24 protein-coding genes are annotated in these 25143 nt (G+C 69.8%); 16 read left to right on the top strand and 8 right to left on the bottom strand.

Annotated features, from left to right (window positions below; genetic code table 11):
- Positions 1-64: 64 nt before the first annotated feature.
- Entirely contained in the window at positions 65-850 is a 786-nt protein-coding gene (locus ACWD12_RS08635) for a type III pantothenate kinase (RefSeq protein WP_358350168.1), read from the top strand.
- Here ACWD12_RS08635 and ACWD12_RS08630 read toward each other — a convergent pair.
- Complete coding sequence (locus ACWD12_RS08630; RefSeq protein WP_358350165.1) at positions 826-1023, bottom strand: DUF397 domain-containing protein; 198 nt, start codon at positions 1021-1023, stop codon at positions 826-828. The genes ACWD12_RS08635 and ACWD12_RS08630 overlap by 25 nt on opposite strands.
- On the bottom strand, positions 1020-1871 hold the full coding sequence (locus tag ACWD12_RS08625; RefSeq protein WP_358350162.1) for a helix-turn-helix domain-containing protein: 852 nt from the start codon (positions 1869-1871) through the stop codon (positions 1020-1022). The genes ACWD12_RS08630 and ACWD12_RS08625 overlap by 4 nt, the downstream gene beginning before the upstream one ends.
- A 122-nt stretch (positions 1872-1993) precedes the next feature.
- Between ACWD12_RS08625 and ACWD12_RS08620 the strand changes: the two genes are divergently transcribed.
- The 4 genes from ACWD12_RS08620 (at position 1994) to ACWD12_RS08605 (ending at position 6950) form a co-directional block, all read left to right on the top strand.
- Positions 1994-2413, top strand: a complete 420-nt coding sequence (locus ACWD12_RS08620) for an ATP-binding protein (RefSeq protein ID WP_450098910.1) — start codon at positions 1994-1996, stop codon at positions 2411-2413.
- 232 nt (positions 2414-2645) lie between these two features.
- The gene (locus ACWD12_RS08615; protein WP_450098909.1) at positions 2646-3263 is read left to right on the top strand and encodes a hypothetical protein; all 618 of its coding nucleotides are present in this window, start codon (positions 2646-2648) and stop codon (positions 3261-3263) included.
- Positions 3264-3463: 200 nt separating this feature from the next.
- Positions 3464-5182 carry an LAETG motif-containing sortase-dependent surface protein gene (locus ACWD12_RS08610; RefSeq protein ID WP_450098908.1) on the top strand — a complete coding sequence of 573 codons (1719 nt, stop codon included), beginning with the start codon at positions 3464-3466 and terminating at the stop codon, positions 5180-5182.
- A gap of 307 nt (positions 5183-5489) precedes the next feature.
- Positions 5490-6950, top strand: a complete 1461-nt coding sequence (locus tag ACWD12_RS08605; RefSeq protein WP_450098907.1) for an LAETG motif-containing sortase-dependent surface protein — start codon at positions 5490-5492, stop codon at positions 6948-6950.
- 102 nt (positions 6951-7052) lie between these two features.
- Here ACWD12_RS08605 and ACWD12_RS08600 read toward each other — a convergent pair whose 3' ends face one another.
- Entirely contained in the window at positions 7053-7904 is an 852-nt protein-coding gene (locus tag ACWD12_RS08600; protein ID WP_450098906.1) for an NAD(P)H-binding protein, read from the bottom strand.
- Between the two features lie 88 nt (positions 7905-7992).
- On the opposite strand from ACWD12_RS08600, the gene ACWD12_RS08595 reads away from it, so the two are divergent.
- The 3 genes from ACWD12_RS08595 (at position 7993) to ACWD12_RS08585 (ending at position 10262) form a co-directional block, all read left to right on the top strand.
- The gene (locus ACWD12_RS08595; RefSeq protein ID WP_450098905.1) at positions 7993-8490 is read left to right on the top strand and encodes a MarR family winged helix-turn-helix transcriptional regulator; all 498 of its coding nucleotides are present in this window, start codon (positions 7993-7995) and stop codon (positions 8488-8490) included.
- 90 nt (positions 8491-8580) lie between these two features.
- Positions 8581-10110: a bifunctional lysylphosphatidylglycerol synthetase/lysine--tRNA ligase LysX gene (gene lysX, locus ACWD12_RS08590; RefSeq protein WP_358350146.1), complete on the top strand. Its 1530-nt coding sequence runs from the start codon at positions 8581-8583 to the stop codon at positions 10108-10110.
- A 5-nt stretch (positions 10111-10115) separates the two neighbouring features.
- Positions 10116-10262, top strand: coding sequence for a hypothetical protein (locus ACWD12_RS08585; protein ID WP_358350143.1), 147 nt, complete (start codon positions 10116-10118; stop codon positions 10260-10262).
- 202 nt (positions 10263-10464) lie between these two features.
- Here the strand turns inward: ACWD12_RS08585 and ACWD12_RS08580 are convergent, their stop codons facing one another.
- A complete protein-coding gene (locus ACWD12_RS08580; protein ID WP_450098904.1) occupies positions 10465-11502 on the bottom strand; it encodes a M23 family metallopeptidase in 1038 nt (345 codons plus the stop codon).
- Positions 11503-11995: 493 nt separating this feature from the next.
- On the opposite strand from ACWD12_RS08580, the gene ACWD12_RS08575 reads away from it, so the two are divergent.
- The 4 genes from ACWD12_RS08575 (at position 11996) to ACWD12_RS08560 (ending at position 15268) form a co-directional block, all read left to right on the top strand.
- Positions 11996-12376, top strand: a complete 381-nt coding sequence (locus tag ACWD12_RS08575; protein WP_450098903.1) for a BlaI/MecI/CopY family transcriptional regulator — start codon at positions 11996-11998, stop codon at positions 12374-12376.
- 216 nt (positions 12377-12592) lie between these two features.
- On the top strand, positions 12593-14128 hold the full coding sequence (locus ACWD12_RS08570) for a hypothetical protein (protein ID WP_450098902.1): 1536 nt from the start codon (positions 12593-12595) through the stop codon (positions 14126-14128).
- Positions 14129-14281: 153 nt separating this feature from the next.
- The gene (locus ACWD12_RS08565) at positions 14282-14785 is read left to right on the top strand and encodes an amino-acid N-acetyltransferase (RefSeq protein ID WP_358350134.1); all 504 of its coding nucleotides are present in this window, start codon (positions 14282-14284) and stop codon (positions 14783-14785) included.
- 144 nt (positions 14786-14929) lie between these two features.
- Complete coding sequence (locus ACWD12_RS08560) at positions 14930-15268, top strand: histone-like nucleoid-structuring protein Lsr2 (RefSeq protein ID WP_358350131.1); 339 nt, start codon at positions 14930-14932, stop codon at positions 15266-15268.
- Positions 15269-15378: 110 nt separating this feature from the next.
- Here the strand turns inward: ACWD12_RS08560 and ACWD12_RS08555 are convergent, their stop codons facing one another.
- On the bottom strand, positions 15379-16059 hold the full coding sequence (locus ACWD12_RS08555; RefSeq protein WP_450098901.1) for an SCO3374 family protein: 681 nt from the start codon (positions 16057-16059) through the stop codon (positions 15379-15381).
- A gap of 503 nt (positions 16060-16562) precedes the next feature.
- Here ACWD12_RS08555 and ACWD12_RS08550 point away from each other — a divergent pair.
- Entirely contained in the window at positions 16563-19094 is a 2532-nt protein-coding gene (locus ACWD12_RS08550) for an ATP-dependent Clp protease ATP-binding subunit (RefSeq protein WP_358350125.1), read from the top strand.
- A 109-nt stretch (positions 19095-19203) separates the two neighbouring features.
- Here the strand turns inward: ACWD12_RS08550 and ACWD12_RS08545 are convergent, their stop codons facing one another.
- Positions 19204-19614, bottom strand: a complete 411-nt coding sequence (locus ACWD12_RS08545; RefSeq protein ID WP_450098900.1) for an ATP-binding protein — start codon at positions 19612-19614, stop codon at positions 19204-19206.
- Positions 19615-19793: 179 nt separating this feature from the next.
- Between ACWD12_RS08545 and ACWD12_RS08540 the strand changes: the two genes are divergently transcribed.
- Both ACWD12_RS08540 and ACWD12_RS08535 read left to right on the top strand, forming a co-directional pair.
- Positions 19794-20648 carry a DUF5753 domain-containing protein gene (locus ACWD12_RS08540; protein ID WP_450098899.1) on the top strand — a complete coding sequence of 285 codons (855 nt, stop codon included), beginning with the start codon at positions 19794-19796 and terminating at the stop codon, positions 20646-20648.
- 29 nt (positions 20649-20677) lie between these two features.
- On the top strand, positions 20678-20872 hold the full coding sequence (locus ACWD12_RS08535) for a DUF397 domain-containing protein (protein WP_358350118.1): 195 nt from the start codon (positions 20678-20680) through the stop codon (positions 20870-20872).
- Here ACWD12_RS08535 and ACWD12_RS08530 read toward each other — a convergent pair.
- Together ACWD12_RS08530 and ACWD12_RS08525 are read right to left on the bottom strand one after the other, a co-directional pair.
- The gene (locus tag ACWD12_RS08530; RefSeq protein ID WP_450098898.1) at positions 20841-21764 is read right to left on the bottom strand and encodes an AMP-binding protein; all 924 of its coding nucleotides are present in this window, start codon (positions 21762-21764) and stop codon (positions 20841-20843) included. The two genes, ACWD12_RS08535 and ACWD12_RS08530, sit on opposite strands and share 32 nt — an antisense overlap.
- A 142-nt stretch (positions 21765-21906) precedes the next feature.
- Positions 21907-24066 (bottom strand): MMPL family transporter, encoded by a 2160-nt coding sequence (locus ACWD12_RS08525; protein ID WP_450098897.1) that lies wholly within the window; start codon positions 24064-24066, stop codon positions 21907-21909.
- 111 nt (positions 24067-24177) lie between these two features.
- Here ACWD12_RS08525 and ACWD12_RS08520 point away from each other — a divergent pair, with 111 nt between their 5' ends.
- Entirely contained in the window at positions 24178-25017 is an 840-nt protein-coding gene (locus ACWD12_RS08520; protein WP_450098896.1) for a TetR/AcrR family transcriptional regulator, read from the top strand.
- Positions 25018-25143 lie beyond the last annotated feature (126 nt).

The raw sequence follows: 25143 nt of genomic DNA, 5'->3' as shown, positions 1-25143 counted from the left end.
CCTCGCTCCCGCCCCGCTCCCTCGCCCCGACCGCGACCACCGCCACAGCCAAGGACACGCGACGATGCTCCTGACGATCGACGTAGGCAACACGCACACCGTGCTCGGCCTGTTCGACGGCGACGAAATCGTCGAGCACTGGCGCATCTCCACCGACGCGCGGCGTACCGCCGACGAGTTGGCGGTCGTGCTGCAAGGCCTGCTCGGACAGCATCCGCTCATCGGCGCGGGCGGCGTCGACGGCATCGCCGTCTGCTCGACCGTGCCCTCGGTGCTGCACGAGATGCGGGACATGTTCCGTCGGTACTACGGCGACATCCCGGCCGTGGTCGTCGAGCCGGGCGTCAAGACCGGGGTCCCCGTCCTCATGGACAACCCCAAAGAGGTCGGCACCGACCGCATCATCAACGCGCTGGCCGCGATCAAGCTGTACGGCGGCCCGTGCATCGTCGTCGACTTCGGCACCGCGACGACCTTCGACGCGGTCAGCGCCAAGGGCGAGTACATCGGCGGCGCGATCGCCCCCGGCATCGAGATCTCCGTCGACGCGCTCGGCGCCCGGGGCGCCCAGCTGCGCAAGATCGAGCTGATGCGCCCGCGCAGCGTCGTCGGCAAGAGCACCGTCGAGGCGATGCAGGCCGGCATCCTGTACGGCTTCGCCGGCCAGGTCGACGGCGTCGTCAAGCGCATGGCCGCGGAGCTGTCCGACGACCCGGAGTCGGTCACCGTCGTGGCCACCGGAGGCCTGGCCACCCTGGTCCTCGGCGAGGCGTCGGTCATCGACATCCACGAGCCGTGGCTGACGTTGATCGGCCTGCGAATGGTCTACGAACGCAACGCCGGAGCCTGAACAAGCCCCACGGCGCGCTCCCACGCCCCCGCCGAGAAGGCAAGGCACCCACCACCGGGCACCTTGCCGTCCCGGACCAACACCTCACCGGGTGGGGCCGGTGCGACCTCGACGCACTGCGTGTTCTGCGCGGAGTAGCTCGACTTACGCCAGTTCGGCTGCCAATGCTTCACAGGGTCTTCCGCCTTTGCTCGATCAGTCGGAACGAGTCGTCCTCAGACAATGTCTGCCGCAAGACGTGATCGAACAAGCGCTGATATCGACTGATCTCGCGATCGGTGTCGAGCAGAGTGGTGCCGCCTTGGTATTCGAGGAAGACCATGCTCGGATCGCCGGTCTGCGCGAAGTGGAACAGGGTGACACCGCCGACGTACGCGCCTCCGGTGGCCGCGAACGGCAGCACCGAGAGTGAGACATTGGGCAGTTCGGCCCGCTCCAGCAGGTGAGCGAGCTGCCCGCGCAGCACCGCGGCGCCACCGACATGTTGGTGCAACGCGGCCTCGGGCACCACGGCCGTCAGCCGGACCGGAGCCTCGTCGGTCAGAACGGCCTGACGGCGTCCGCGCACCAGGACGAGCCCGTCGACGTCGTCAGGGTCGGTGATGAACGGCCCGGCGGTGATCACGGCTCGCGCGTAGTCCGGTGACTGGAGCAGGCCCGGGATGATGCTGAAGTTGACGTCCTGGATGTGCGACGCCTCCGCCTCGTAGGCGATGAACTCCTGGTAGGCGACGCTGATCAGGTCGGCGTAGCGCATCCACCAGCGACGCTCGGTTCCGTCCAGCACCAAGGCGTCGAGCGCCGCCCGTGTCGCCGCGTCGGCCTCGTACAGGTCGAGCAGCGAGTGCAGGTCATGGCGCCGCAGGCCGACGCGCGCGAGCTCGATGCGACTCAGCTTCGCCTTGTTCCAGCCGACGTGCTCGGCCACGTCTTCGAGCCGAAGTCCCTTGGCGTCGCGAAGCTTCCGCAACTCGGTGCCGAGGCGTCGGCGACGCAGGGAAACGGTGCTCTTGGGTGGCATGGCCGCATCCTCCCGCAATGAAGAGCTCTGATGTCACCGACTGTTGAGAGTCGCTTGCAGAATGAATACAGCGAACCACATACTCATCGTGAAGGGGCAATCACACCACGCAAGGAGGTCCGATGTCCGAAACCGCTCCGGAGGCACCGCCGGACGGCACTCACGTCGTCACCGTCATCTGTGCCGCGGTCCCGGAACTCGCCAAGCCTGTCCGGGACTTCGTCGCGGCCGTCCTCGGACTCCACGGTGACTCCGAGGTCACCGAGACCGGCCGCCTGGTCTGCTCCGAGCTGTTCGGCAACTCGGTACGGCACGTGCCCGGTTCGCGTACCGAAGTGACGGTGCACCACGACAAGGAGCGTCCGGCCGTCGTCATCGCGGTCGCCGACGAACACCCGAAGGTGCCCGCTCCCCGCGCGCTCCCGCCGCTCGCCGAGGACGGCCGCGGGTTGGCAATCGTCGCCGCCGTCTCGCAGGCTTGCGGCACGCACGCGTTCCCCGACGGCAAGCGCGTCTGGTCCCGACTCGGCCTCACCGTCTGAAGCCCGAGGAACCGCAGGTCCGGCCGCCACGCGCCTGGAACCGCCCGTCCCAGGCGCCCTCCATGCCAAGCGCGTGGCGTCTACCCGAACTCCCTCCGCTTGCCGTCGGCCACCGGCACCACGTTCGGTACGTGCGAGGCGCGCACTCGGGGCCTTGATCCGGTCGGGTACAGATGCCGGGCGACGGCGGCGGTTCCGCTTCCGGGCCGGGCCGTCGACGTATCGTTCGGATATGCCGATGCCGCATGGGGACCACGGGCTGGCCTTTGCCATGTCCGAGGTCGGCGTGCTGCGGAGGGCGCTGCTGCTGGCGATGAAGTCGGAATGTCCGCGGCGGCCCGGGGATCCGGAGCCGGTGGACTACTGGCTGCTGGACCGGGCCATCGGCGAGGCGGACGCCGAGCGCCACCGGTTGCGCGCGTTCCATCTGGCGGAGCTGGCGCACCAGCGGGCGGCACTGCCGGGGAGCGGGACGACGTACCTGAGCAGCCTCGAACACGCCGTCGCCGGATACCGCTACACCCCTACCGCCGACGACCTCGCCGCGCTACGCGGCCTTGCGGACCAACCCTGCGGCGCCCGCGAGCAGGACCGCCGCGAACGCCTCCTCACGCACTGCACCCAGCTCGCCGAACGAGCCCTGGACCGCCGCCTCGCCGAAAAGGCCCGCGAACGCCAGGAGTCCCCCGCGCCGCTCGACCTGCTGGTCCCCGTACAGCTCACGTTCGTGGCCGACGACTCGGCCACCGGTTGCGCCGATCCGCCGTCAGACGCATCGCCGGACGCGTCGACGAGCGCCGGGCCGGACGGATCACCGAAGACCAACTCGACTGGGACCCAAGCACTCTGACGGCTATTCAGCATCAAGTCGACGCGTCGGCCATGACCCGATGTGACGGTTCACTGACGGACAATCGACGTAACCGAATCGTTGCCGGAATCGCTGGTTGGCATTGAGGTCCATACCAATAAGCTCACGTCCCTCAGCGATCACACGCACGGCCGACAGGCCTTTGATCGCCGCGGGGGAGGCGTTAGTGGTGGGGCGCCATGGCCCCTGACCGCACCGCACTTGTCGGTGAACTCGCCTTCGTCCCGAGCACGCGAGGTTTGATGTCCCTGTTCCACATGCGGCGGCGCGCCGGTCTCCTCGGCGCGGCCGCGGCAACCATCGTGGTTGTCGGTCCTGCTGCGGTCGGCGCGAGTGCCGACGAGTACGACAACTTCGTGGATTTCTCCGCGCCGTACCAGTTCTCGGTCCTCAGCGCCCCCGACACGGGTGCCGCGAAGGCACGAACCCTGAACCTCTCGATGTACAGCCAGGGCCCGGCCGACGGCAAGGACGTCGTGGTGACCCTGGACATCAAGAAGCTTGCCGGGGTGGCCGACGCGTCGTTCCCCGACTACTGCAAGACCGCCGGAACTGTCGTCACATGCAGCGTCGGAACGGTGCCCGTGCATCAGCCCGACACGTGGCGCCCGACTGTCACTCTGCCTGTCGAGCTCCGCGGCGCGAAGAACGCCAAGCCCGGCGCCAAGGGCCAGTTGGACTACGTGAGCGTGGCGCAGTCGAACGGCAAGTTCCGCGCCGACGCCGGCTTCACCGAGATCACCGTCTCCAGCGGACACGACCTCGTGCCCGGCCCGCTCCCGGAGATCGTGCGGGCGGAGCCCGGGGACATCGTCGACATGCCGGTGTCGCTGACCAACGCCGGCAACGAGAGCGTGAAGGGCGTCTTCCTCCGCATGTCCGGGATGGACGGCGCCGAGTTCGTCACCCGATACAGCAACTGCCGGTACGGCGAAGCGAACTTCTACGGTTCCGAAGCGACTTGCCTCTTCCCCGACGTCACGGTCGAGCCGGGGGAGACATACGCTCTGGCGGCCTCCGAGAAGTTCCGGGTCATGCCCGCGGCGACGCGCGCATACGCGAACTACACGGTCGGCGGCGTGGTGGACTGGCCCGAATTCTCCTCCGGCTCGCCAACCGACGGCGTCCCGGGTGGCGGACCGGAGCTGCGGCTTGTGCGCAAGACGTCGGCGTCCTCGAAGATCGCCAAGGACATCGACCCCGCCGACAACTTCGCCGGTCTGTCGATCCACACAAGTCTCACGACCGATCTGGCCGCGGTCGGCGCCGGCGTGCCTGGCGCGGTCGGCACCACCGTGCGGGCGTCCATCGGCATCGAGAACCTCGGCCCCGGCCGCTTCACGGACCGCTCGGGCGGCGAGACGGACTACTCGGTGAAGGTGGTCGTGCCGGAAGGCGTCACCGTCACCAAGGTGCCCGAGGACTGCCGCCTGTCCGATGGCAAGGACCTGGGCCTCGACCAGAAGACCCCGCGCTTCCCCGGCCTTGAGGCGAATGGGCGCCCTGCGTACGTATGCAAGTGGCAGGGCGACTACTTCGCGTACCCGGTCGGCTCGAAGGGCCTGTTCACCTTCGACCTGAGGATCGACAAGGTGGTCCCCGACGCGAAGGGCGCCATCCAGATCACCAGCGCGAGGCTCGACAAGAACGCCGCCAACAACCGTGCGGAACTTGTCGTCAACCCGACGAAGCCTCCCGCGGGCGGAACGGGCGGCACCACCGGCGGTGCCGCCACCGGGCCGCAGCAGCCTGATGACGCGGGGCCGGAGTTGGCGGAGACGGGTGGGTCGTCGTCGACGCCGTTGATCGCGGGTGTCGCGGGCGGTCTGCTGGCCGTGGCGGCCGGTGCGTTCGTGGTCGTCCGCCGTCGCAAGGGCGCAGGCGCCGCCACGGCGTGATCGCAACCGCTCGGCGCCGCACAGGCCGCCGGACCGGGCGGGCCCTCGTGCCCGCCCGGTCCGCGGGGCCGCGACGGCACGAGCGATCTCAACGGCGTGGTCTCTCCCAACTCCCTGAGAGTGAGGTTTCATGCAGTCTGCGCGAGCAAGAGGACGCCTTGGCGGGGCGGCCTTGGCCGCAGTCGTCTCCAGTGCAATTGCCGTGGTCGGCCTGGCCGGTACGGCGCACGCTGAGCGTGCCAAGTTGCGGGTCTTCGTGTGGCCCGAATCGGTGAGCCTGCCCCTGCCTCCGCCGGGTGGGGGATCGGTGAACGGTGCCGTGGTCTCGCCGTACATCTCGTATGAGTCCGCCGGCGACCCGGTGAAGAACGTGGTGGTCACCTTCGACGGCGCGGGCATTGCCGACTTCGCCGAGTTCGAGAAGCCCTACCCGGTGGACTCGCCGTGTGTGACCACGCCGACGAAGATCACCTGTACGTTCCCGACACTTGAGCAGTACACCTATGTGCCCGGCTTCCGCATCAACGCCAAGCAGACGGCCGTCGAGGGTGACCACGGCAGCGTCAAGGTCACCGCGACCGCCGACAATGCGGATGTCAGCGTGGCCACACCGGAGATCGAGGTCGGCGCCGGCGGACCGGACCTGAGCATCGACGCTCCCGAGCCCGTCACCGGTCTCCAGGGCGGAGGCACTCTGAACGTCCCGTTCTCCGTCCGGAGCAACGGGGCCGACCCGGGCAAGTTCGTGCTCCGCATCGACAACGGGCGCGCGCAGTGGCGGTTCCTGGAGCAGTTCAAGAACTGCCTGTACTCGGACTACGGCATGGTCTGCGTTCTCGACCAGCCGCTGACCAAGGGGGTCAAGTACACGGTGGCCACGCCGGTACAGGTCAGGGTCCCGGATGCAGTAGCAATCGACGAGTTCTCCCTGGGCGTCGATGTCTACGACGAAAAGCAGTTCGACGAGTTCGTGCGGTCGCAGGGCTACGTCCCGGGCACCGGGTCGAAGACCTTCGGGCTTGCCCAGCAGCCCAGCGCCAAGGCCCTCCCCGACAACAGCCCGTGGAACAACTGGGACAGGCTTCGCCTGGAGACGGTCCTCTCGGCGGACCTGGCGCTCGACAACGGTCGCGTCGTGGACGCGGGGACGCCCGGCCAGTGGGTTCTCACGGCCGGCCTGCGGAACCTGGGGCCGGGTGCCGTCTACGAGAGCGTCGACACCCGCCCGTTCGTGCGGGTGGATCTGCCGGCCGGCGCGCGCCTCGTGGAAGGCCGCACCGACATGTGCAGGACGTCGGTCAAGGGTGCGAACTACGGCTCGCTGGGAACGGGCGACGGTGTGTTCCTGGTCTGCTGGACGACCGAGTACCTGCCGCTTGAGGCCGCCAATCCGTGGCAGGTCAGGCTCACACTGGACGCGGCTTCGGTGCCTGCGGGCTCCAGCGCGAAGATGACCCTGTCGACGGCCGCGTACGACAAGAACCACGTTAACCAGACCATCACGGTTCCGTTGGCGCTCACGGCCCCGGGCGGCACGACCGGAGGAACCGGTACGCCGAGCGCCGGCCCGTCCGCAAGCCCAGGTGCTTCGACCGGCGGTGCCGCCACTGGGCCGCAGCAGCCTGGTGACATGGGGCCGGAGTTGGCGGAGACGGGTGGGTCGTCGTCGACGGCGTTGATTGCCGGTGTTGGGGGCGGTTTGCTCGTGGTGGCGGCCGCGGCGTTCGTCGTGGTCCGGCGGCGCAGGAGTGGGGACGTCGCGGTCTGATCGACTAGCAATGCGTGATGCGCGGTGGGCGGGGCCTTTGGGCCCCGCCCTTTGCGTGCGGCGACTGCCGGGCCGGGGTGTCCGGCGGCGGTGTCAGGCGTCTCAGGAAGGGCCGTCCGCGCTGAACAGGTGGGTGTTCTCCTCGGCCCATGCGCGGAAGCTGCGGGCGGGGCGGCCGAGGAGGCGTTCCACCGTGTCGGTGGTGGGGCCGGGGTGTTGGGCGTAGTCGGCGAGGGAGCCGAGAAGGCGGTCGGGGATTTCGTCGGGGAGGCCCTGGGTGAGCATCGCCGACCGCACGGCCTCGGCCGGCAGTTCCACGAACGACAGCGCTCGGCCCAGGGTTTCGCCGATGATGCGGACCTTGTCGTGCTGGGCGAGCGACTCGGGGCCGGTGAGCACGTAGGCGCGCCCCGAGTGCGCGTCCTTCAGCAGGGCTTCGACGGCGATCTCGGCGATGTCGCGCTCGTGGATCGGCGACGTCGACGCCTTGGCGTACGCGCCCCGCACCACGTCGCCGCTCCGTATCTGCGGCGCCCAGGCGGCGGAGTTCGCGGCGAAGTCGGCGCAGCGCAGGTACGTGTAGGACAGTGAGGACTCCCGCGCTGCGGCCTCGACGGCCTCGAAGTGCCGGATGAAGCGCGGGTCGCCGACCGGGTGGTCCGCGGTCGCGGCGGACAGGACCACCACGTGCCTGGCTCCGAAGCCGCCGGCCAGCGACAGGAGTTCCGCCGCGGCGTCGCCGACGGCGCGGGGGCTCAGAAGGACGGTCTCGGCCCCGTGCAGGGCGTCGGCCAGCGTGGCCGGGCGGCTGGGGTCCGCCACGACGGTCCGGGCGCCGTCGGGGATTTCCGCCTCGGGGTTGCGCGTGACGGCGGCCACCTCTTGGCCTGCCTCCAGCAGGAGCCGGACCGCGGTCCGGCCTACGGTTCCGGTTGCTCCGACGACCACGTGCATGGCATGCCTCCGTACGTCGACGGCAGCCGTTCTTTGGCTGCCGTAAAGTACGAGAACCGTAACATATTTGATTTGAGAGGCAGATATTATGAGTTCCGTAGTTGATGGCGAGGGCGGCCGAACGCCGCGGGGCCGCAAGCAGGCGACCGCCGCCGTCAAGCAGGGGCTGCGCGAGCTGAGCCTCCAACTCGGCCGGTTGAACCGCCAGGTGGGCAGCCGCCTCGCCCTCAAAGACGTCGACCTCGACTGCCTCGACCTCGTCAACACCCATGGCCCCGTGGGGCCGAGCGCGCTCGCCCGGCTCGCCGGCGTGCACCCCGCGACCCTCACCGGAATCCTCGACCGGCTCGAACGCGCCGGGTGGGTGGTCCGTGAGCGCGACCCCGCGGACCGCCGCGGCACCCTCGTACGCGCGCTGCGCGACCGCAACGGCGAGTTGCTGGAGCTGTTCGCCGGCATGAGCGCGTCGGTGGAGGCGATTTGCGCCGAACACGACCCGGCGGAGCTGGCCCTGCTCGCGGAGTTCCTGAGGCGTACGGCGGAGGCCGGGCGCCACGCGTCCGCGCAGCTCTCGGAGCGTTCGTGACCGTGTGACGGCGGCCGCGGCGAGCGACGCTTGACCGCGACGGCGGTATTCGGGTACGGACCCGGACAGGGGCGCGGGTAGCCTTGCCTGGTGACCGAGAACGCCCAGGCCAACGTTGCGCAGACCAGCGAGCCGAACTCCGTGCAGGCCGATGACCTTCCCGAGCAGATGCGGGTGCGCCGCGAGAAGCTCGACCGGATGCGGGGGGAGGGCGTCGATCCGTACCCGGTCGGGTTCCCGCGGACCACGAGTGTGGCGAAACTCCGCGAGGAGTTCCCCGCGCTGGAGCCGGACACGCAGACCGGCAAGCGGGTGGGCTTGACCGGCCGGGTCCTGCTGGCGCGGACCGGCGGCAAGCTGTGCTTCGCGACGCTGCGCGACGGCAGCGGCGACCTCCAGGTGATGGTGTCGCTCGACAAGGTGGGCGCCGAGTCGCTGGCGGCCTGGAAGTCGGACGTCGACCTGGGCGACCACGTCGGCGTCGAGGGCGAGGTCATCACGTCCAAGCGCGGTGAGCTGTCGATCATGGTCGACTCGTGGGCGATCACCGCCAAGTGCCTGCGGCCGCTCCCCGACAAGCACAAGGGCATGACCGACCCCGAGGCGCGCGTCCGCATGCGGTACGTCGACCTCATCGTCAACGACGAGTCCCGCAAGATGCTGCGCACCCGCAGCGAGATCGTGCGCGCCGTGCGCACGTGGTTCAATGCGCGCGACTTCCTCGAGGTCGAGACGCCGATGCTGCAGCCGGTGCACGGCGGTGCCACGGCCCGTCCCTTCGTGACGCACATCAACGCGTACGACATGGACCTCTACATGCGCATCGCCCCAGAGCTGTATCTCAAGCGGCTCGTGGTCGGCGGTGCCGAGAAGGTCTACGAGATCAACCGCAACTTCCGCAACGAGGGCGCGGATTCGACGCACAACCCCGAGTTCACGATGCTCGAGGCGTACGAGGCGTACGGCGACTACAACACCATGGCCGAGGTCACGCGCGAGGTGTACCAGTACACCGCTCAGCAGGTCTTCGGCACGCACGTCTTCGCCTGGGACGGCAAGGAGATCGACATCTCCGGCGAGTGGCCGGCGATCACCGTCTACGGCTCGGTCTCGGAGGCGGTCGGCGAGGAGATCTCCCCGGCCACCCCGATCGAGCAGGTCCGCAAGCTGGCCGACGCCCGCGACATCGGGTGGGACCCCGCGTGGGGGCAGGGCAAGCTCGTGCAGGAGCTGTTCGAGGAGCTGGTCGAGCACACGATCGTGCAGCCCACGTTCGTACGCGACTACCCGATCGAGACGTCGCCGCTGACCCGCCAGCACCGCGAGCTGCCGGGGCTGGCCGAGAAGTGGGACCTGATCGGCTTCGGGATGGAGCTCGGGACCGCGTACTCCGAGCTGGTCGACCCGATCGAGCAGCGCAAGCGCCTCACCGAGCAGTCGCTGCTCGCCGCAGGCGGCGATGCCGAGGCGATGCAGCTCGACGAGGACTTCCTGCGGGCCCTCGAATACGCGATGCCGCCCAGCGGCGGCCTCGGCCTCGGTATCGACCGCATGGTGATGGCCTTCACCGAGCGGAACATCCGCGAAACCATCCTCTTCCCGCTCGTGAAGCCGGAGTAGTCACCATGGACGCTGTTGCCGCCCTCATCCCTTCCGCCGTCGTCGCCGCGATGTTCGCCGGGGTGATGATCACGATCTTCCGGGGGACCGACGCGCGGCGCTCGCGCGGTGACGCGGGCGCCGACTCCGGCGACTCCGGCGGAGGCGAGTGACACTCAGGGGTGCGTGACGGCCGGGTACGCGTCACAGCACGCGGCGCCTCACGGCCGAGGCGCGTGACAGCAAGAGGCGCATGATTGCCGGGGTGCGGGCGGGCTCCGTCGTCGTCGAGCAATGCCGCAGGGCGGGAGTTCCATGGGGAACTCCCGCCCTGCGGCATTGTTCTGACTCTAAGTCAGGCGCTGTTCGGGGGTGTCAGACGGCGACGCCCTTGGAGCGCAGGTACGCGATCGGGTTGATGTCCGAGCCGTAGTTCGGGCCGGTGCGCACCTCGAAGTGCAGGTGCGGGCCGGTCGAGTTGCCGGTCGAGCCGGACAGGCCGATCTGCTGCCCGGTGGTCACCTTCTGGCCCGCCGAGATGGAGAACTTGGAGAGGTGCCCGTACTGCGTGTACTTGCCGTCCGGGTGCTTGATGACGACCTCGTTGCCGTACGCGCCGCCCCAGCCCGTCTTGACGACGGTGCCGGAGGTCACGGCCTTGACCGAACTCCCCATGCCAGCCGAGAAGTCCTCGCCGGTGTGCCCGTGCGACCACAGCGAGCCGGAGCGGCCGTAGCTGCCGTGGCCGGCGCCCGCGACGGGACGGACGTACCCGGAACCCGAGGCGGCCGGGGCGGAGGCGGCCGGCGCCGACACCGCGGGGGCGCTCGGCGCGGGAGCCTGTGCCCGGGCTGCGGCCGCGGCAACTGCGGCTGCCTGGTCGGCCGCCGCACGCTCGGCGGCGGCGCGGTCGGCCGCGGCCTTCTGCTCGGCCTCCACACGCGCCCGCTCGGCGGCCTCGGCGGCTGCCTTCTGCTCGGCGGCGGCCAGCGTCTCCTGGGCCCGCGTGTGCTGCTTGGCGGCAAGCACGTCCGACACGTCGGACAGGTTGGAGGCCTTGGACGAGTCGGCAGCGCCGGGCGCGTCGCCCGCCAGCGGTGCACGGGCCTGGCCGCGTGCCGCGGCCGCGTCCCCGCGCTCGGCCGCGGCCTGGGCGGCGGCGACGGCGTCGGCGGAGGTGCCGGGCGTACCGGCGGCCTGCGCGACCGCTGCGATGTGCGAGTCGTCCGCGGCCGGAACGCCCGAGGCGATGCCCATGCCGGTGGCCGTGGCCAGCGCGGCGATCCCGGCGACCATGACGAGGGGCCGGGTCGGCCGGCGCAGGGCGCGCAGACGGTCGGCGCGGTGCTTCGGCGCGCGGTGCTTGGCCGGGCGCGACTTGGGCGTGCGGGAGTTGTCGATGGGGTTCTGCACGGGTACCTCGGGGTGTTCGACGGCATGCTCGCGCCCCCGTGCGGCAGAACCGCCGGATGGAGATCGGGCGCGCCCGGGCAACGGCCGGATCGGCCTTGTGCGGGCGGCTGCGGGCGCCGCGGCGTCGATGCGGCGCGGCACTCGCTGCGGAGCGGGACGCGGACTCGAACGTCCTCGTACGAATCCGCCGGCCCGAAGCTCTGGCGCTGGAGTGCGCGGGGTTCGCCTTCGTCGGCGGGACCCGGCGTCGGGGCCGGCTCAACAGTGGTAACAGACCGGTTCACCGCGGAGCCAACCTGTCACCGTGCGGTCACTACGACGCGCGGTCGTAGTGCGGTGCCGACAATGTGAGATATGCCGGTTTTGCCGCATCGAGGCTCTACTATGGCGGCTAGGAGGCGCTGAAACCCCTGTGCTTCAGATCACAAATTCCGCAGGTTTGATTCCGGCTAAACCCGCAGAGGTCGTGAATTTCCGGCGGGAAGGGGCGCTCATGACCCGCTTCGGAGAACTTGAGGAGCAAGTGATGCTCCACCTGTGGGCGGCACACGAACCGCTCGCGGTACGCGAGGTGCGCGACGCGCTGCTTCCGGAACGGGACCTCGCCTATACGACGGTGATGACCGTGCTCGACAACCTCTATCGGAAGGGCGCGGTACGCCGGGAGCTCGACGGGCGGGCGTATCGCTACGAACCCGCGCTTTCCCGCGAAGCGCATACCGCGGGCCTCATGCGCGAGGACTGGCTTTCCGGCGGAGGGCGCGCGGGGGCTTTGGTCCATTTCGTGGAAGCGATGAGCCCCGAGCAGCACGACGCGCTTCGCGATGCCCTGCGAGTGGCGCTGCCGGAGGTTTCCGAGGGGCCGGACCCGTGATCCCGGCGGGATCCGCCTGATCGACCCGCCTGATCTATCCGCACGCCGGGCCGCCCGCCGACCTGCCGGTCCCACAGCTGGTCCGGCCGGGTGAAATCACCGGTCTGTTCGGAGTGTTGCCCCCACTCGTTCCGCTGAATGCGCTCACCTTTTGGAGGGGTGAAACATCCGCTTATCGGACTGGTGATGCGCCGAACGGAGTGAGGTGGGCGCCACATGACCCGGAACAGGTCGGCCCATGCCCGGGCGCGCTCCCGTCCGCACTCCCGTCCGCAGAGGGTGGCGCGGCCTGTCCTCACCGCGCTGGCGACTGCCGCCGCCCTGGTCGTGGTTCAGCTGGCGGTGGCCGCCGGGCGGGACGTACGCCCGCACTTCGCGCTGGATCTCACGCTGGGCACGCCGGTCGCCGCCGACGGCGAGACCGTCACGGCCGTCGTACGCCTGACCATGTCCGACACCAAGCCCGGCGACCACGTCACGGTCGCCGGACGACTGACCGGCGGTCTGCGTACGGTCGGCGCCGACCCGTCGCGCGGCGGCTTCGACGGGCCGTCAGGTGTCTGGACGGTGCCCACTGCCCCTGGTCGTAATGAGGCCGTCCTCGTGTGGCGGATCCAGGCCACCGCCAAGGCCGCAGACGCGGTGGAGCGCGTACGCGTGTCCGTCACGTCGCCGCGCACGCGGGCACACGGCGTGGTCGTCTCGGGCAGTCCGTCGCCGCGCCCGTCGGCAAGCAGCGCCACCGGATCTGCCGGCTCCGCCAAGCCGGGCAAGCCGTCGGCCTCCGGAAAACCCGTCACCGCCACGCCCACCGGCGGCAAGCCCACAAAGCCCGTCGAGCCCACAAAGCCGGTTGCGCCCACAAGGCCCACGGAGCCCACCACGCCGAATGGGCCCACCGAATCGCCCAAGGCCCCGCCGCCGTCCCCGTCGACATCGCCGGGCGCGGCGTCCACGAAGCCCACCGCAATTCCCGGCCCGGCGGCCAGCCCCACGTCGACTCCGACTCCGACCCTGACGGCCAAGCCGACTCCGCCGACCCAGCCGACCCCGACTTCCAAGCCCGCGCCCACCATCAGCCCCACGCCGACCGCCAAGCCGACACCCACCACGCCCAAACCGCCGTCATCCCCGCCGCCGCCACCTCCGCCGCCGCCACCCGCGTCCGAGGTCGAGGTGCCGACAGCCCAACGCTGCGCCCACGACGCGACCGCCGCCTGCGCGGACCTCCGCTTCGGCAAGCCGCGACTCACCCTGGCCCGGACCGTCGACACCACCGACGCGCGCCCCGGCCAGACCCTGACGCACACCGTCACCGTCACCGATTCGGGCAACGCCGCCGCGCTGTTCGCGAACGTCCGCAACAGCCTCCCGGCCGGTGCCCCGCTGCTCTGGGGCGCGCTGTCGCAGGGCACGTACGACGTCGGCACGGGCGTCTGGCAGACCGGCCGCATCGCCGCCGACGGGCGGGCGACCCTGACGCTCGCGGTCCGCGTACCGGATCCGGCGGCCGGAACGGTGATGGCGGCGCGCTCGGATTTCGTCGCGTCGTCGGATCCCGCGCCGACCGTCACCGGGCCCTGTGCCGATGATCCGGACGCGGCCTGCAGCAGCACCCGAATCGCGGCACGTGACGCGCGTTCCCGTGCGCAGATCCCGAACGCGCACGATGCCGCGGACCGACCTCTCAACAACCCCGAATGGGGTGATTCCGGAGCCCGTTCCGGTGCCCCGCAAATGCATGCCGACTAGATACCCACCGGTTGTCGGTCCGGTGTGTCGGCGAGTTGTCGGCAAAGGTTGTGTCCGCATTCCGGGCGACCGGCGCCGGAGTGTTCGCCGGATGTTCACAGGGGCTGCCGGGGTGCCTGCGACCGCCTCGCGTGATCGCGATACCTTCACGACATGGAAGTCACGATCCGCCGGGCCAGAACCTCGGATGTCACGGCCATTCGCCGGCTGGTGGACGACTACGCGGGCAAGCGCATCCTCCTCGACAAACCGACTGTGACACTGTTTGAGGACGTGCAGGAGTTCTGGGTCGCGGAACGCGACGCGGACGGACTCGTCGTCGCGTGCGGCGCGCTGCATGTCCTGTGGGAGGACCTCGCCGAGGTCCGCACCCTCGCCGTGGACACGTCCTGCCGGGGCCACGGAGTGGGCCACCGGCTCCTTGCCAAGTTGTTGGAGACGGCGCGTTGGCTCGGCGTACGGCGGATATTCTGCCTGACCTTCGAGGTCGACTTCTTCGCCCGGCACGGCTTCGTGGAGATCGAGGCGACACCGGTGGATCCGGAGGTCTACCGCGAACTACTTCGTTCGTATGACGAAGGCGTCGCGGAGTTTCTGGACCTGGAACGCGTGAAGCCCAACACCCTCGGCAACACGCGGATGCTCCTTCACCTGTAGCGCACCGCCCGAGCCACATGGTCTATCCACAGTCAAACGCATTGCCGGGGCGTTCGGTTCCGCTTCCCCGGGTTTGAATTTTTCCCGGAAAAGCGGTTTCCTTTTCATGGTTGGTGGCGATCCCTCCCGATGAAAGGGAAACCGGTGGCACAGAAGGTCCAGATTCTTCTCGTGGACGACCTCGACGGCGGGAAGGCCGACGAGACGGTGACGTTCGCCCTCGACGGTGTCTCGTACGAGATCGACCTCAGCGAAGCGAATGCGGGCGAGCTCCGCAACGCTCTCGCCACCTATGTACAGGTGGCTCGCAAGACCGGTGGCCGGGTCGGCCGCCGGGCCGCGCGGGGGACGGCAAAGTCGGCCGGCGCGGGTGCGGACACGGCGCTTGTGCGCCAGTGGGCGAGGGACAACGGATATGAGGTGAGCGAGCGCGGTCGCGTGCCCGCGAACATCCGCGAGGCGTACGACAAGGCTCACGCCTGATCGACGACAAAGGGCGGCCCTGTCACTTCTTGCCTTCGATGAAGAAGTGACAGGGCCGCCCTTTGCTGATTTATGTCCCTTTTGTAGATATATCTGAAGGGCAGGCCGGGTCAGGCTTCCCGGTGGCACCGCTGCCGGGGGAGCAGTCGCACTTGCTGGCAGGCGTCGGCGAGGCCGCTCAGCAGCCGTGTGACGTCCGGGAAGCGCACGTCCACCCTCATCAGCGGCTCCGCCCGCGCTCCGGCCGCACAGCGCAGCCGAGAGGCCGCGGGGGCACGCATCCAGCGGGCCGACTCCCACGCCCGGGGCCACGGCGCCAGCCACGTGGCCGGCCACGGCGACGGGGCCGGTACGGAGTCGCCCGCCCCGAACGCCCGCAGGTCCAGGTCGAGATCCGACCAGTCCAGCCAGTCCAGCAGCGCGGGCAGATCCTCCGCGACGCCCGGCGCGACGAAGAACTGCACCCGGCCGGCGGCCGTCGCTGCGACCGGCCCGAGCGGCAGGCCCAGGCGCTCGGCCCGGCGCAGCGCGCGGGTCCCGGCGGCGCCCGGTACGTCGAGGACGTCGAAGTGCACGCCCGCGGCCAGCCGCACAGGCCGCCGGGGCGCGGTCCGCCACCAGTGCAGGATCACGCCGGGATCGGTGCTGCCGAGGACGCCGTCCGGCTCCGCGCGGTCCACCTCGCCGGGCAGCACCGGCCACCCGAGGGCGCGGGCGTACCACAGCGCCTCGTCCTGCGGCCCGGGGACCATCGCCGCCGAGCGAGGGGCGAAAAGGAGTGTCGCTGTCATAGCGTGTTCAACTCCGGGAGTGGATGCCGGTTACGAGAGGTGATTGATCGATTGCGCTACGTACACGCGCCTACTGTAATCCGCGTTGCGGGCGGTCCGCCGGAAGCCGTGCCACCTGCGGACTTCCGTGTGCCGGATGGTGGTCGGCGGGCGTATGCCCCGCACGGCCGTGGGTATGAGCCGGTCAGGACCGCGATCGAGGGGGCGCATGTGCGAGGTGGGGTGAGGCTTGAAGGGGGCGCGGTCCGCAGGGGCCGGGCCTTCGGAGTCGTCGTCGAACCGCCGCGTTCGCTTCTGGCGTACTCGCAATCGGTCACTCTGCTTGGTTCGGGGGAACACTGCCCCGCACTATCAGGTTTGACTAGGTGTCCGGAGCGGCCCGCAACACGTGGGTCGCACGTCCATGTGGACGAAGTGAGCGGTCCCGCGTGCGGGACTAGCATGCGGAAGGACAGGGAGGGGACCGTCCCCGAACTGCACGACCGCTCTGAGGAGCGATAACGATGTTCGAGAGGTTCACCGACCGCGCGCGGCGGGTTGTCGTCCTGGCTCAGGAGGAGGCCAGGATGCTCAACCACAACTACATCGGGACCGAGCACATCCTCCTCGGCCTCATCCACGAGGGTGAGGGCGTGGCCGCGAAGGCGCTCGAGAGCCTCGGGATTTCGCTCGAGGCGGTCCGTCAGCAGGTGGAGGAGATCATCGGCCAGGGCCAGCAGGCCCCGTCCGGGCACATCCCCTTCACTCCCCGTGCCAAGAAGGTCCTGGAGCTCTCGCTGCGCGAGGCGCTTCAGCTTGGCCACAACTACATCGGCACCGAGCACATCCTCCTGGGCCTGATCCGCGAGGGCGAGGGCGTCGCCGCCCAGGTCCTGGTCAAGCTCGGCGCGGATCTGAACCGGGTGCGGCAGCAGGTCATCCAGCTGCTGTCCGGGTACTCGGGCGAGAAGACCGCCTCGCCGGGCGGCGCCGGGCAGGAGGGCACCCCGTCCACCTCGCTCGTGCTCGACCAGTTCGGCCGCAATCTCACGCAGGCTGCCCGCGAGGGCAAGCTCGACCCGGTCATCGGGCGTGAGAAGGAGATCGAGCGGGTCATGCAGGTGCTGTCCCGCCGCACCAAGAACAACCCGGTGCTGATCGGCGAGCCCGGTGTCGGCAAGACCGCGGTCGTCGAGGGCCTGGCCCAGGCGATCGTCAAGGGCGAGGTCCCCGAGACGCTGAAGGACAAGCAGCTGTACACGCTTGACTTGGGCGCCCTGGTGGCCGGCTCGCGCTACCGCGGTGACTTCGAGGAGCGCCTGAAGAAGGTGCTCAAGGAGATCCGCACCCGCGGCGACATCATCCTGTTCATCGACGAGCTCCACACCCTGGTGGGTGCGGGTGCCGCCGAGGGCGCGATCGACGCCGCCAGCATCCTCAAGCCCATGCTCGCCCGCGGCGAGCTGCAGACGATCGGTGCCACGACGCTCGACGAGTACCGCAAGCACCTGGAGAAGGACGCCGCGCTCGAGCGCCGCTTCCAGCCGATCCAGGTCGCGGAGCCGTCGCTGTCGCACACCATCGAGATCCTCAAGGGTCTGCGCGACCGGTACGAGGCGCACCACCGCGTCTCGATCACCGACGCCGCGCTGGTGGCCGCCGCGACGCTGGCGGACCGGTACATCTCCGACCGGTTCCTGCCGGACAAGGCGATCGACCTCATCGACGAGGCCGGCTCGCGCATGCGCATCCGCCGTATGACCGCGCCGCCGGACCTGCGCGAGTTCGACGAGAAGATCGCGAACGTGCGCCGCGAGAAGGAGTCCGCGATCGACGCGCAGGACTTCGAGAAGGCGGCCTCGCTGCGCGACAAGGAGAAGACCCTCCTTGCCGACAAGGCGAAGCGCGAGAAGGAGTGGAAGGCCGGCGACATGGATGTCGTGGCCGAGGTCGACGAAGAGCTGATCGCCGAGGTGCTGTCCACGGCGACCGGCATCCCGGTGTTCAAGCTCACCGAGGAGGAGTCGGCCCGTCTGCTCCGCATGGAGGACGAGCTGCACAAGCGGGTCATCGGCCAGAAGGACGCCATCAAGGCGCTCTCCCAGGCGATCCGCCGTACCCGTGCCGGTCTGAAGGACCCGAAGCGCCCGGGTGGCTCGTTCATCTTCGCGGGCCCGTCCGGCGTGGGTAAGACCGAGCTGTCCAAGACGCTCGCCGAGTTCCTGTTCGGGGACGAGGACGCGCTGATCCAGCTCGACATGTCGGAGTTCTCCGAGAAGCACACCGTGTCGCGGCTGTTCGGCTCGCCTCCCGGCTACGTCGGGTACGAGGAGGGCGGCCAGCTCACCGAGAAGGTGCGCCGCAAGCCGTTCTCGGTCGTGCTGTTCGACGAGGTCGAGAAGGCGCACCCGGACATCTTCAACTCGCTGCTGCAGATCCTGGAGGACGGTCGCCTGACCGACTCGCAGGGCCGGGTGGTCGACTTCAAGAACACCGTCATCATCATGACCACCAACCTCGGAACCCGGGACATCTCCAAGGGCTTCGGGCTGGGCTTCACCGGCAACTCGGACGTCAAGACCGGGTACGACCGGATGAAGGCCAAGGTCAACGAGGAGCTCAAGCAGCACTTCCGGCCGGAGTTCCTCAACCGTGTCGACGACACGATCGTGTTCCACCAGCTGTCCGAGGAAGACATCATCCAGATCGTCGACCTCATGATCGCCAAGGTGGACGAGCGCCTCAAGGACCGGGACATGGGCCTGGAGCTCACCCCCGCGGCCAAGAAGCTGCTCGCGAAGAAGGGCTACGACCCGCTCCTGGGCGCGCGTCCGCTGCGGCGCACGATCCAGCGGGAGATCGAGGACAACCTGTCCGAGAAGATCCTGTACGCGGAACTGCGGCCCGGCTCGATCGTCGTGGTCGGTACCGAGCCCGACGGCGAGGGCGGCGAGAAGTTCACCTTCGTCGGTGAGGAGAAGGCCGCGCTGCCGGACGTCCCGCCGGTCGAGGCCGCGGGCTCCGGCCCGGACCTGACCAAGGGCGAGGCGTCCTGACGCAGGGCATCGCGCGCGACCCGCGCGACTGACGGAGGGCCGCCCCCGGGAAACCGGGGGCGGCCCTCCGCCGTTTCCGGGTCCTGCCCGGTGCCGGTCCGCGGAGGGCTCAGACCGGTACCGGGAAGCAGGCGCACAGCGCCTTGCGGTCGGCCATCACCAGCGTCTCGACGCGCTCGGCGAGGGTCCGGGCGATGAGCAGCCCGCGGCCGCGCTCGCGCTCCTCGCCCGGGTCCCGGACCTGGTCGAGGTCCGGGACGAATTCCGGTGCGAAGTCCACCACTTCGATCCACAGGTAGCCCGGATCCACGGAAACCCACACCTCTATTCCGCCGCACATGCCGGCGTGCTCCACCGCGTTGCCGGCGAGTTCGGACACCACCTGGACCGGCGCGAAGCTGTCCACGCCGAATTTGTGGCACAGACCCTCCACGTGTTCGCGCGCGGTCGCGACGGAGCTGGGGAGGGGTGGCAGCCGCACGATATAGACGGGCTCCGAATACGCGGCGGTGGCGTGCACAGCTCTCCCTGGGGGCCGCGCGGTGCGACTTCGGCATCGCGGTGATCGTCGCTCTTGGTGTTGACTCAAGAGCGGTGTGTAGTCAAGATGAGTGAAGCACTCACGAAACTGCACGTGCAAGTAGATGCCGAAAAGTCGCACAAGAATCATGAATCGTCCTCCGGGGAAGGCGAGTACCGATGGCGACCGACTCTCAGCACACCCTGAAGCGCAAGCGCCTCGGATATGAGCTCCGCAGACTCCGTGAAGAGCGAGAAATCTCCCGCAACGCCGCAGCCGAGGCCATCAAAGGCGACCCGACGAAGATCAGTCGGATGGAGCTGGCGCGCGCCTATGTCAGCCCGCACGATCTCGAAGCGCTGTGCCGTCTCTATGAAGTCCCGCCCCAACTGCAGTTCGAGCTGCAGCAATTGATCGTCGAGAAGCGTCCGCGGCATTGGTGGCGTGAGCACGACGCGGTGATGAACACCCATCTCACGGAGTTCGTGGCACTGGAGGACGAGGCCGCGGAAGAACGCGAGTACCAGCCGTTGGTCATCGGAGGCCTTCTGCAGACCGCCGAGTACAGCTCGGTCATCATGGCGACCGGTCTGCTCGCGCTGGGCGCCGATCAGATCGAAAGCCTGAGTGCGGTACGCCGGGGGCGGCAGCGCAGGCTCTTCGACGAACCCGTGCTGCGGTACCACGGCATCGTCACCGAAGCCGCGCTGCACTTCGAGATCGGCGGCCCCGAGGTCATGCGTGCGCAATTGCTCCATGTGGTGGAGATGGCACGTCTGCCGAATGTGATCGTCCAGGTGGTGCCCTTCAGTGCCGGCCGCCAGGCGGCGCACTCAGGGGGATTCGTCACCCTGGGATTCACCCGCCCGGGGGATCCCGCCGTCGCGTTCCTGGAAGGGATCGGCGGTATGATCTCGCGAGACAGCGAGCGCGAAGTCCGGCGCCTCGAAAGGCTTTTCACCAGCATCGAGGCTGCGGCACTGTCACCCGAAGACACCATCGCGCTGCTTCTGGAGCGAGCAGAAAGTCAGTGATGGACAAGTCCTCCCTGTACCTGACGGATATGACTGACGCTGTTTGGGTCAAGTCCACAATCTCCGACCAGGCGGGGTGTTGCGTCGAACTCGCGGAGATCCCCGGCGGTATTGCCATGCGCGACTCCATGGACACCGGGCGACCCGCGCTCTGCTACACGCGCGAGGAGCTTGCGGCCTTCGTCGCGGGAGTCAAAGCCGGGGAGTTCGACCGCTTCCTGTGAGCCCCGCCGTTCCCGCCTCCGGGCGATGCGTCCGCGCGCGCAGCGACTCCGAGCGTGCTGTTTCCGAGCGCGCCGCTTCTGAACGGACCTGTTCCGAGCGCACCGGCTGCGAGCGCACCGCTGCCGGGCGCTGCGTCTCCGGGTGCACCAGACGGCAGCCGCTCCGCAGCCACGGCACCACAACCTCGGGGAAGTCCGTCGGACAGGTGGGGCCCGGCGCGTTCGTGAGTGTGTCCCCGGTGACCTCGGCACCGGCGTCCCGCAGATCCCGGTGCCGGTAGGGGATTTCGCCGTCGCAGGCGGTCCACAGCAGCGCCGCCCGGTCGTCGGCCCGCACGCGTTCGCGGGCCAGATAGGCGGCGGGCTCGTCCGGGGCCGGTACGGCGGAATCCAAGTCGACCGCGCCGTCCGGCACTTCGGGTCCCCATGCCAGTACGGTCGGGAAACACGGCAGTGCCACCGCCACCGCCGCGGCGCGGTAGCCGCCTATGCGGGTGCTGGTGACGATGGTCCGGGCCCCGCCGCGGCGCGCGCGGTACGTCATGGTCCGGTCACGCAGACTCACCGCCAGCGGCATCGCCGTCGCGCCGATGCGCCAGCACGCCAGGCCGGCCTGCACCAGCTCGACCCCGGCGGGCAGTTGGATCGCCACGGTGTCGCCGCGGCCGACGCCGTGCCCCAGCATCAGCGCCGCCAGCCGGTCGACCTCCTGGTCGAGGCGGCTCCACGTCCATTCCTCGGGCCCGCGTCCGGTCAGCAGGTGGATGTCGGGCGGATCGGCCACCGCGGGGTCGTCCGGGTGCAGCGCGACCCGGTCCCGTAGGAGGCAGTCGAGCGTTTCGTCGCCCCACTGCCCGTGAGCGGCGGCAACTACCTCAGGGTGATTGGCCATTGCACCCACGGTAGTGGTTGGTTCCGGACAGCGGGAGAGGGCCGCGCGTATCGCGCGGCCCTCTCGCGTCGGCGGGACCGTGGAGCCTGGCCCCGGCCGGCCGTCCCGGTCGGCCGACCGGGAGTCGTTGCCGGTCGGGCCGTCAGCCTTCGCTGACGCCGACCTTCTCGTGGACCTGCCGCATGGCCTTGGGCGCGTACCACGCCGCCGGGCCCAGCAGCTTCATCGTGGCCGGCACCAGGATGCCGCGGACCAGCGTGGCGTCGATCAGGATCGCCAGCGCCGCGCCCAGGCCGAACAGTTGGAGGAAGCTGACGGAGCTGGTCATGAAGGCCACGAAGGTGACCGCGAGGAGCACGGCCGCGGTGCTCACGATGCGGCCGGTGCGCGCCAGGCCGTGGGTGACCGCCTCCTCGCCCGAGTAGCCCTGGTCGTGCAGTTCCTTGATGCGGCTGATCACGAACACCTCGTAGTCCATGGACAGTCCGAACGCGATGCAGAAGAGCAGCACGGTCATGGAGGTGTCCATCGGCATCGGGGTGAAGCCCAGGAAGTCCGCGAAGTGGCCGTCCTGGAACACCCACACGGTGACGCCCATCGCCGCCGCGATGCTCAGGCCGTTCAGGACCAGCGCGCGCAGCGGCTGCACGATGCTCCCGGTGAACAGGAAGAGCAGGATGAACGTGGTGAGCGCGATCAGCCCGGCGGCGAGCGGGATGCGGTCGGCGATCGCGTCCTTGGTGTCGACGAGTTGGGCGTCGTCGCCGCCGACGAGGGTGCGGGTGTCCGGTGCCCCGGGGACCGCGCGGATGTCGCGGACGAGGTCCTGTGCGGCGTCCGACTTCGGTGCCACCGTGGTCACGACGGCCAGCATCTGGGCGTCGGGACGTGCCATCGCCGGGTTGGGGCGCCCGCCGGCCGGGTTGCCGGACGCGTAGCTCGCGGCGGCGGTGTCGACGCGGGCGACGCCGGGCAGTGCGGAGACCTCGGTGGCGTACGCCGCCACGCCGCCGTTCGCGCCCGCGCCGGTGATCACGATCTCGAGGGTGTTCTCCTCGTTGCTCGCGTAGTCCTCGCGCAGCGAGTCGCCTACCTGGTGCATGGCGCTGTCCTTGGGCAGCACGCGCTCGTCGGGCGTGCCGAACTTGACGCCCAGCAGCGGCGACGCGGCGAACAGCAGCACCGCCAGCACCGGCAGCGCGGCGAGGACGGGACGCTTGGCGACCCCGCCCGCCAGGCCGGACCAGAACGGCGTCTCGGCGCCCTGCACGCCCTTGATGCCGCGGATACGCCCGGCCTCGACGCGCGGGCCGAGGACGGCCAGCAGGGCCGGGGCGATGAAGAGCGCGCCGAGGGCGGAGATGATGACGACGCCGATGCCCGCGTACGCGAAGGACCTCAGGAAGTACATCGGGAAGACGAGCAGCACCGCGAGGGCGGCGGCGACGGTCGCGGCCGAGAAGACGATGGTGCGGCCCGCCGTCTGCACGGTGCGGACGACGGCTTCCTCGACGGTGGCGCCCCCCGCGAGCAGTTCGCGGTGCCGGGCGACGATCAGCAGGCCGTAGTCGATGGCCAGGCCGAGGCCCAGCGCGGTGGTCAGGTTGATCGAGAAGATCGACACGTCGGTGATGCTGCCGAGTACGAACAACTCGCCGAACGTGCCCAGGATCGCCACGAACCCGATCGCCAGCGGCACCAGCGCGGCGACCACGCTGCCGAACGCCAGCACGAGCAGGATGAGCGTGATCGGTACGGCGATCGCCTCGGCTATCGCGAGGCTCTTGCCGACCTGCGCGTTGACCTCGGGGCCGAGTGCCGCGCCGCCGCCCAGCCGGACCGAGATGGTGCCGTCGGGGGCGAGGTCGGCGGCGATCGCGTCGCGCACCGACTGGGGCAGTTCGGAGACGTCCTCGTCGGTCTGTGCGATGACGAGGGCCTTGGTGCCGTCCTCGGACTTGAGTGCGGGAGCGCCGGTCGACCAGTAGGAGATGGCCCCCTTGAAGTCCTCGGCGCCGCCGAGTGCCGTGGTCAGGCGCCGGCCGGCGTCGACCACGGCCGGGTCGTCGACGGACTGGCCTCGGGCCCGTACCTCCACGACGAGGCTCGGTGACTGGCCGAACGTCTGCTCGATGAGCTGGTCGGCCTTGTACGACTCGGAGGCCGGGTCGTCGAAGCCCTCGCCCTTCAGCACGCCGAAGGCGCCGAACCCGGCGACCGCGGCGGCGATCAGGAGGAGCAGGGAGGTGACGAGGACAGTACGTGCGCGGTGTGCGGCGATCTTGCCGATGCGTTCGAGCATGGCCCACCATCCGGGATGTTTATGCCGTCAACATTGTTTGCACTGATAACTTGGCATCCAATGTTGTCGCTGTCAACATGGGGGAGGAGATCAAGTTCGGAGGCGGTAGGAGTGACCCCACGGGATCGGGCGGATCGGGCGGACGAGCGGGACACGGACCAGGGCGTGGGCCAGAGCGCGGGCGGGGCCGTCGGCAAGCCGGTCGACACGGCAGCCGACAAGGCGGTCGGCGAGGGCGTCGACAGGGTGGGGCGTACCGCGGCGCCGCGTGGCACGCGCCGCGCGTACCACCACGGCGACCTGCGCAACGCCCTCGTCGAGGCGGGCATGGAGCTCGTGCGCTCCGGCGATCCCGACGCGCTCGTGCTGCGCGAGGTGGCCCGGGCCACCGGGGTCTCGTCGACCGCCGCGTACCGGCACTTCGAGAACCACGGCGACCTGGTCGATGCGGTCAAGCACGAGGCGACCCGGCTGATGGCCGGACGCGTCCGCGCCGAACTGGAGGCGAAGCCGCCCAGCCCGGACCCCGTCGACGAGGCCCTGCGCCGCATCGCCGCGGCCGGGGCGGGCTACGTGCGCTTCGCGGTCGCCGAACCGGGCCTGTTCCGGCTCATTTTCCGGAAGAGCAAGAACGCCGGCCGGACCGCGCTCGCGCTGGCCGCCGAGGACGCCTCGCCGGCCAAGGAAGGCGACGAGTCGTACATGACGATGGCCGACGCCCTGGACACGCTCGTCGCGGAGGGCGTGCTCGCCGCCGAGCGGAGGCCGTACATGGACATCGCGCTGTGGGGCTCGGTCCACGGCATCGCGATGCTGCTGATCGACACCAACCTCGCCGAGCTGCCGCAGGAGGCGCAGGACGCGGCGATCGAGCGGTCGTTCGACGTGGCGTTCCACGGCATCGTGCCGCGGGGGCAGGTGGGGCGCGACATCAAGTCGCCGTACGCCTGACCTGCGTGCACCCGACCCGCGTACGCAAGTTCCGCGCGCCCGAGGGCACAAATCCGTTGCGGAACAGAACCGGCCGCGATTCGGTTGACGCCCGTGTCCCGAACACCTTGGGAGGGCCGTCCGGCC

The organism is Streptodolium elevatio (genome assembly GCF_053592165.1).
The sequence above is the reverse complement of the archived record's forward strand: the minus strand, read 5'-3'. Positions and strand labels throughout refer to the sequence as shown.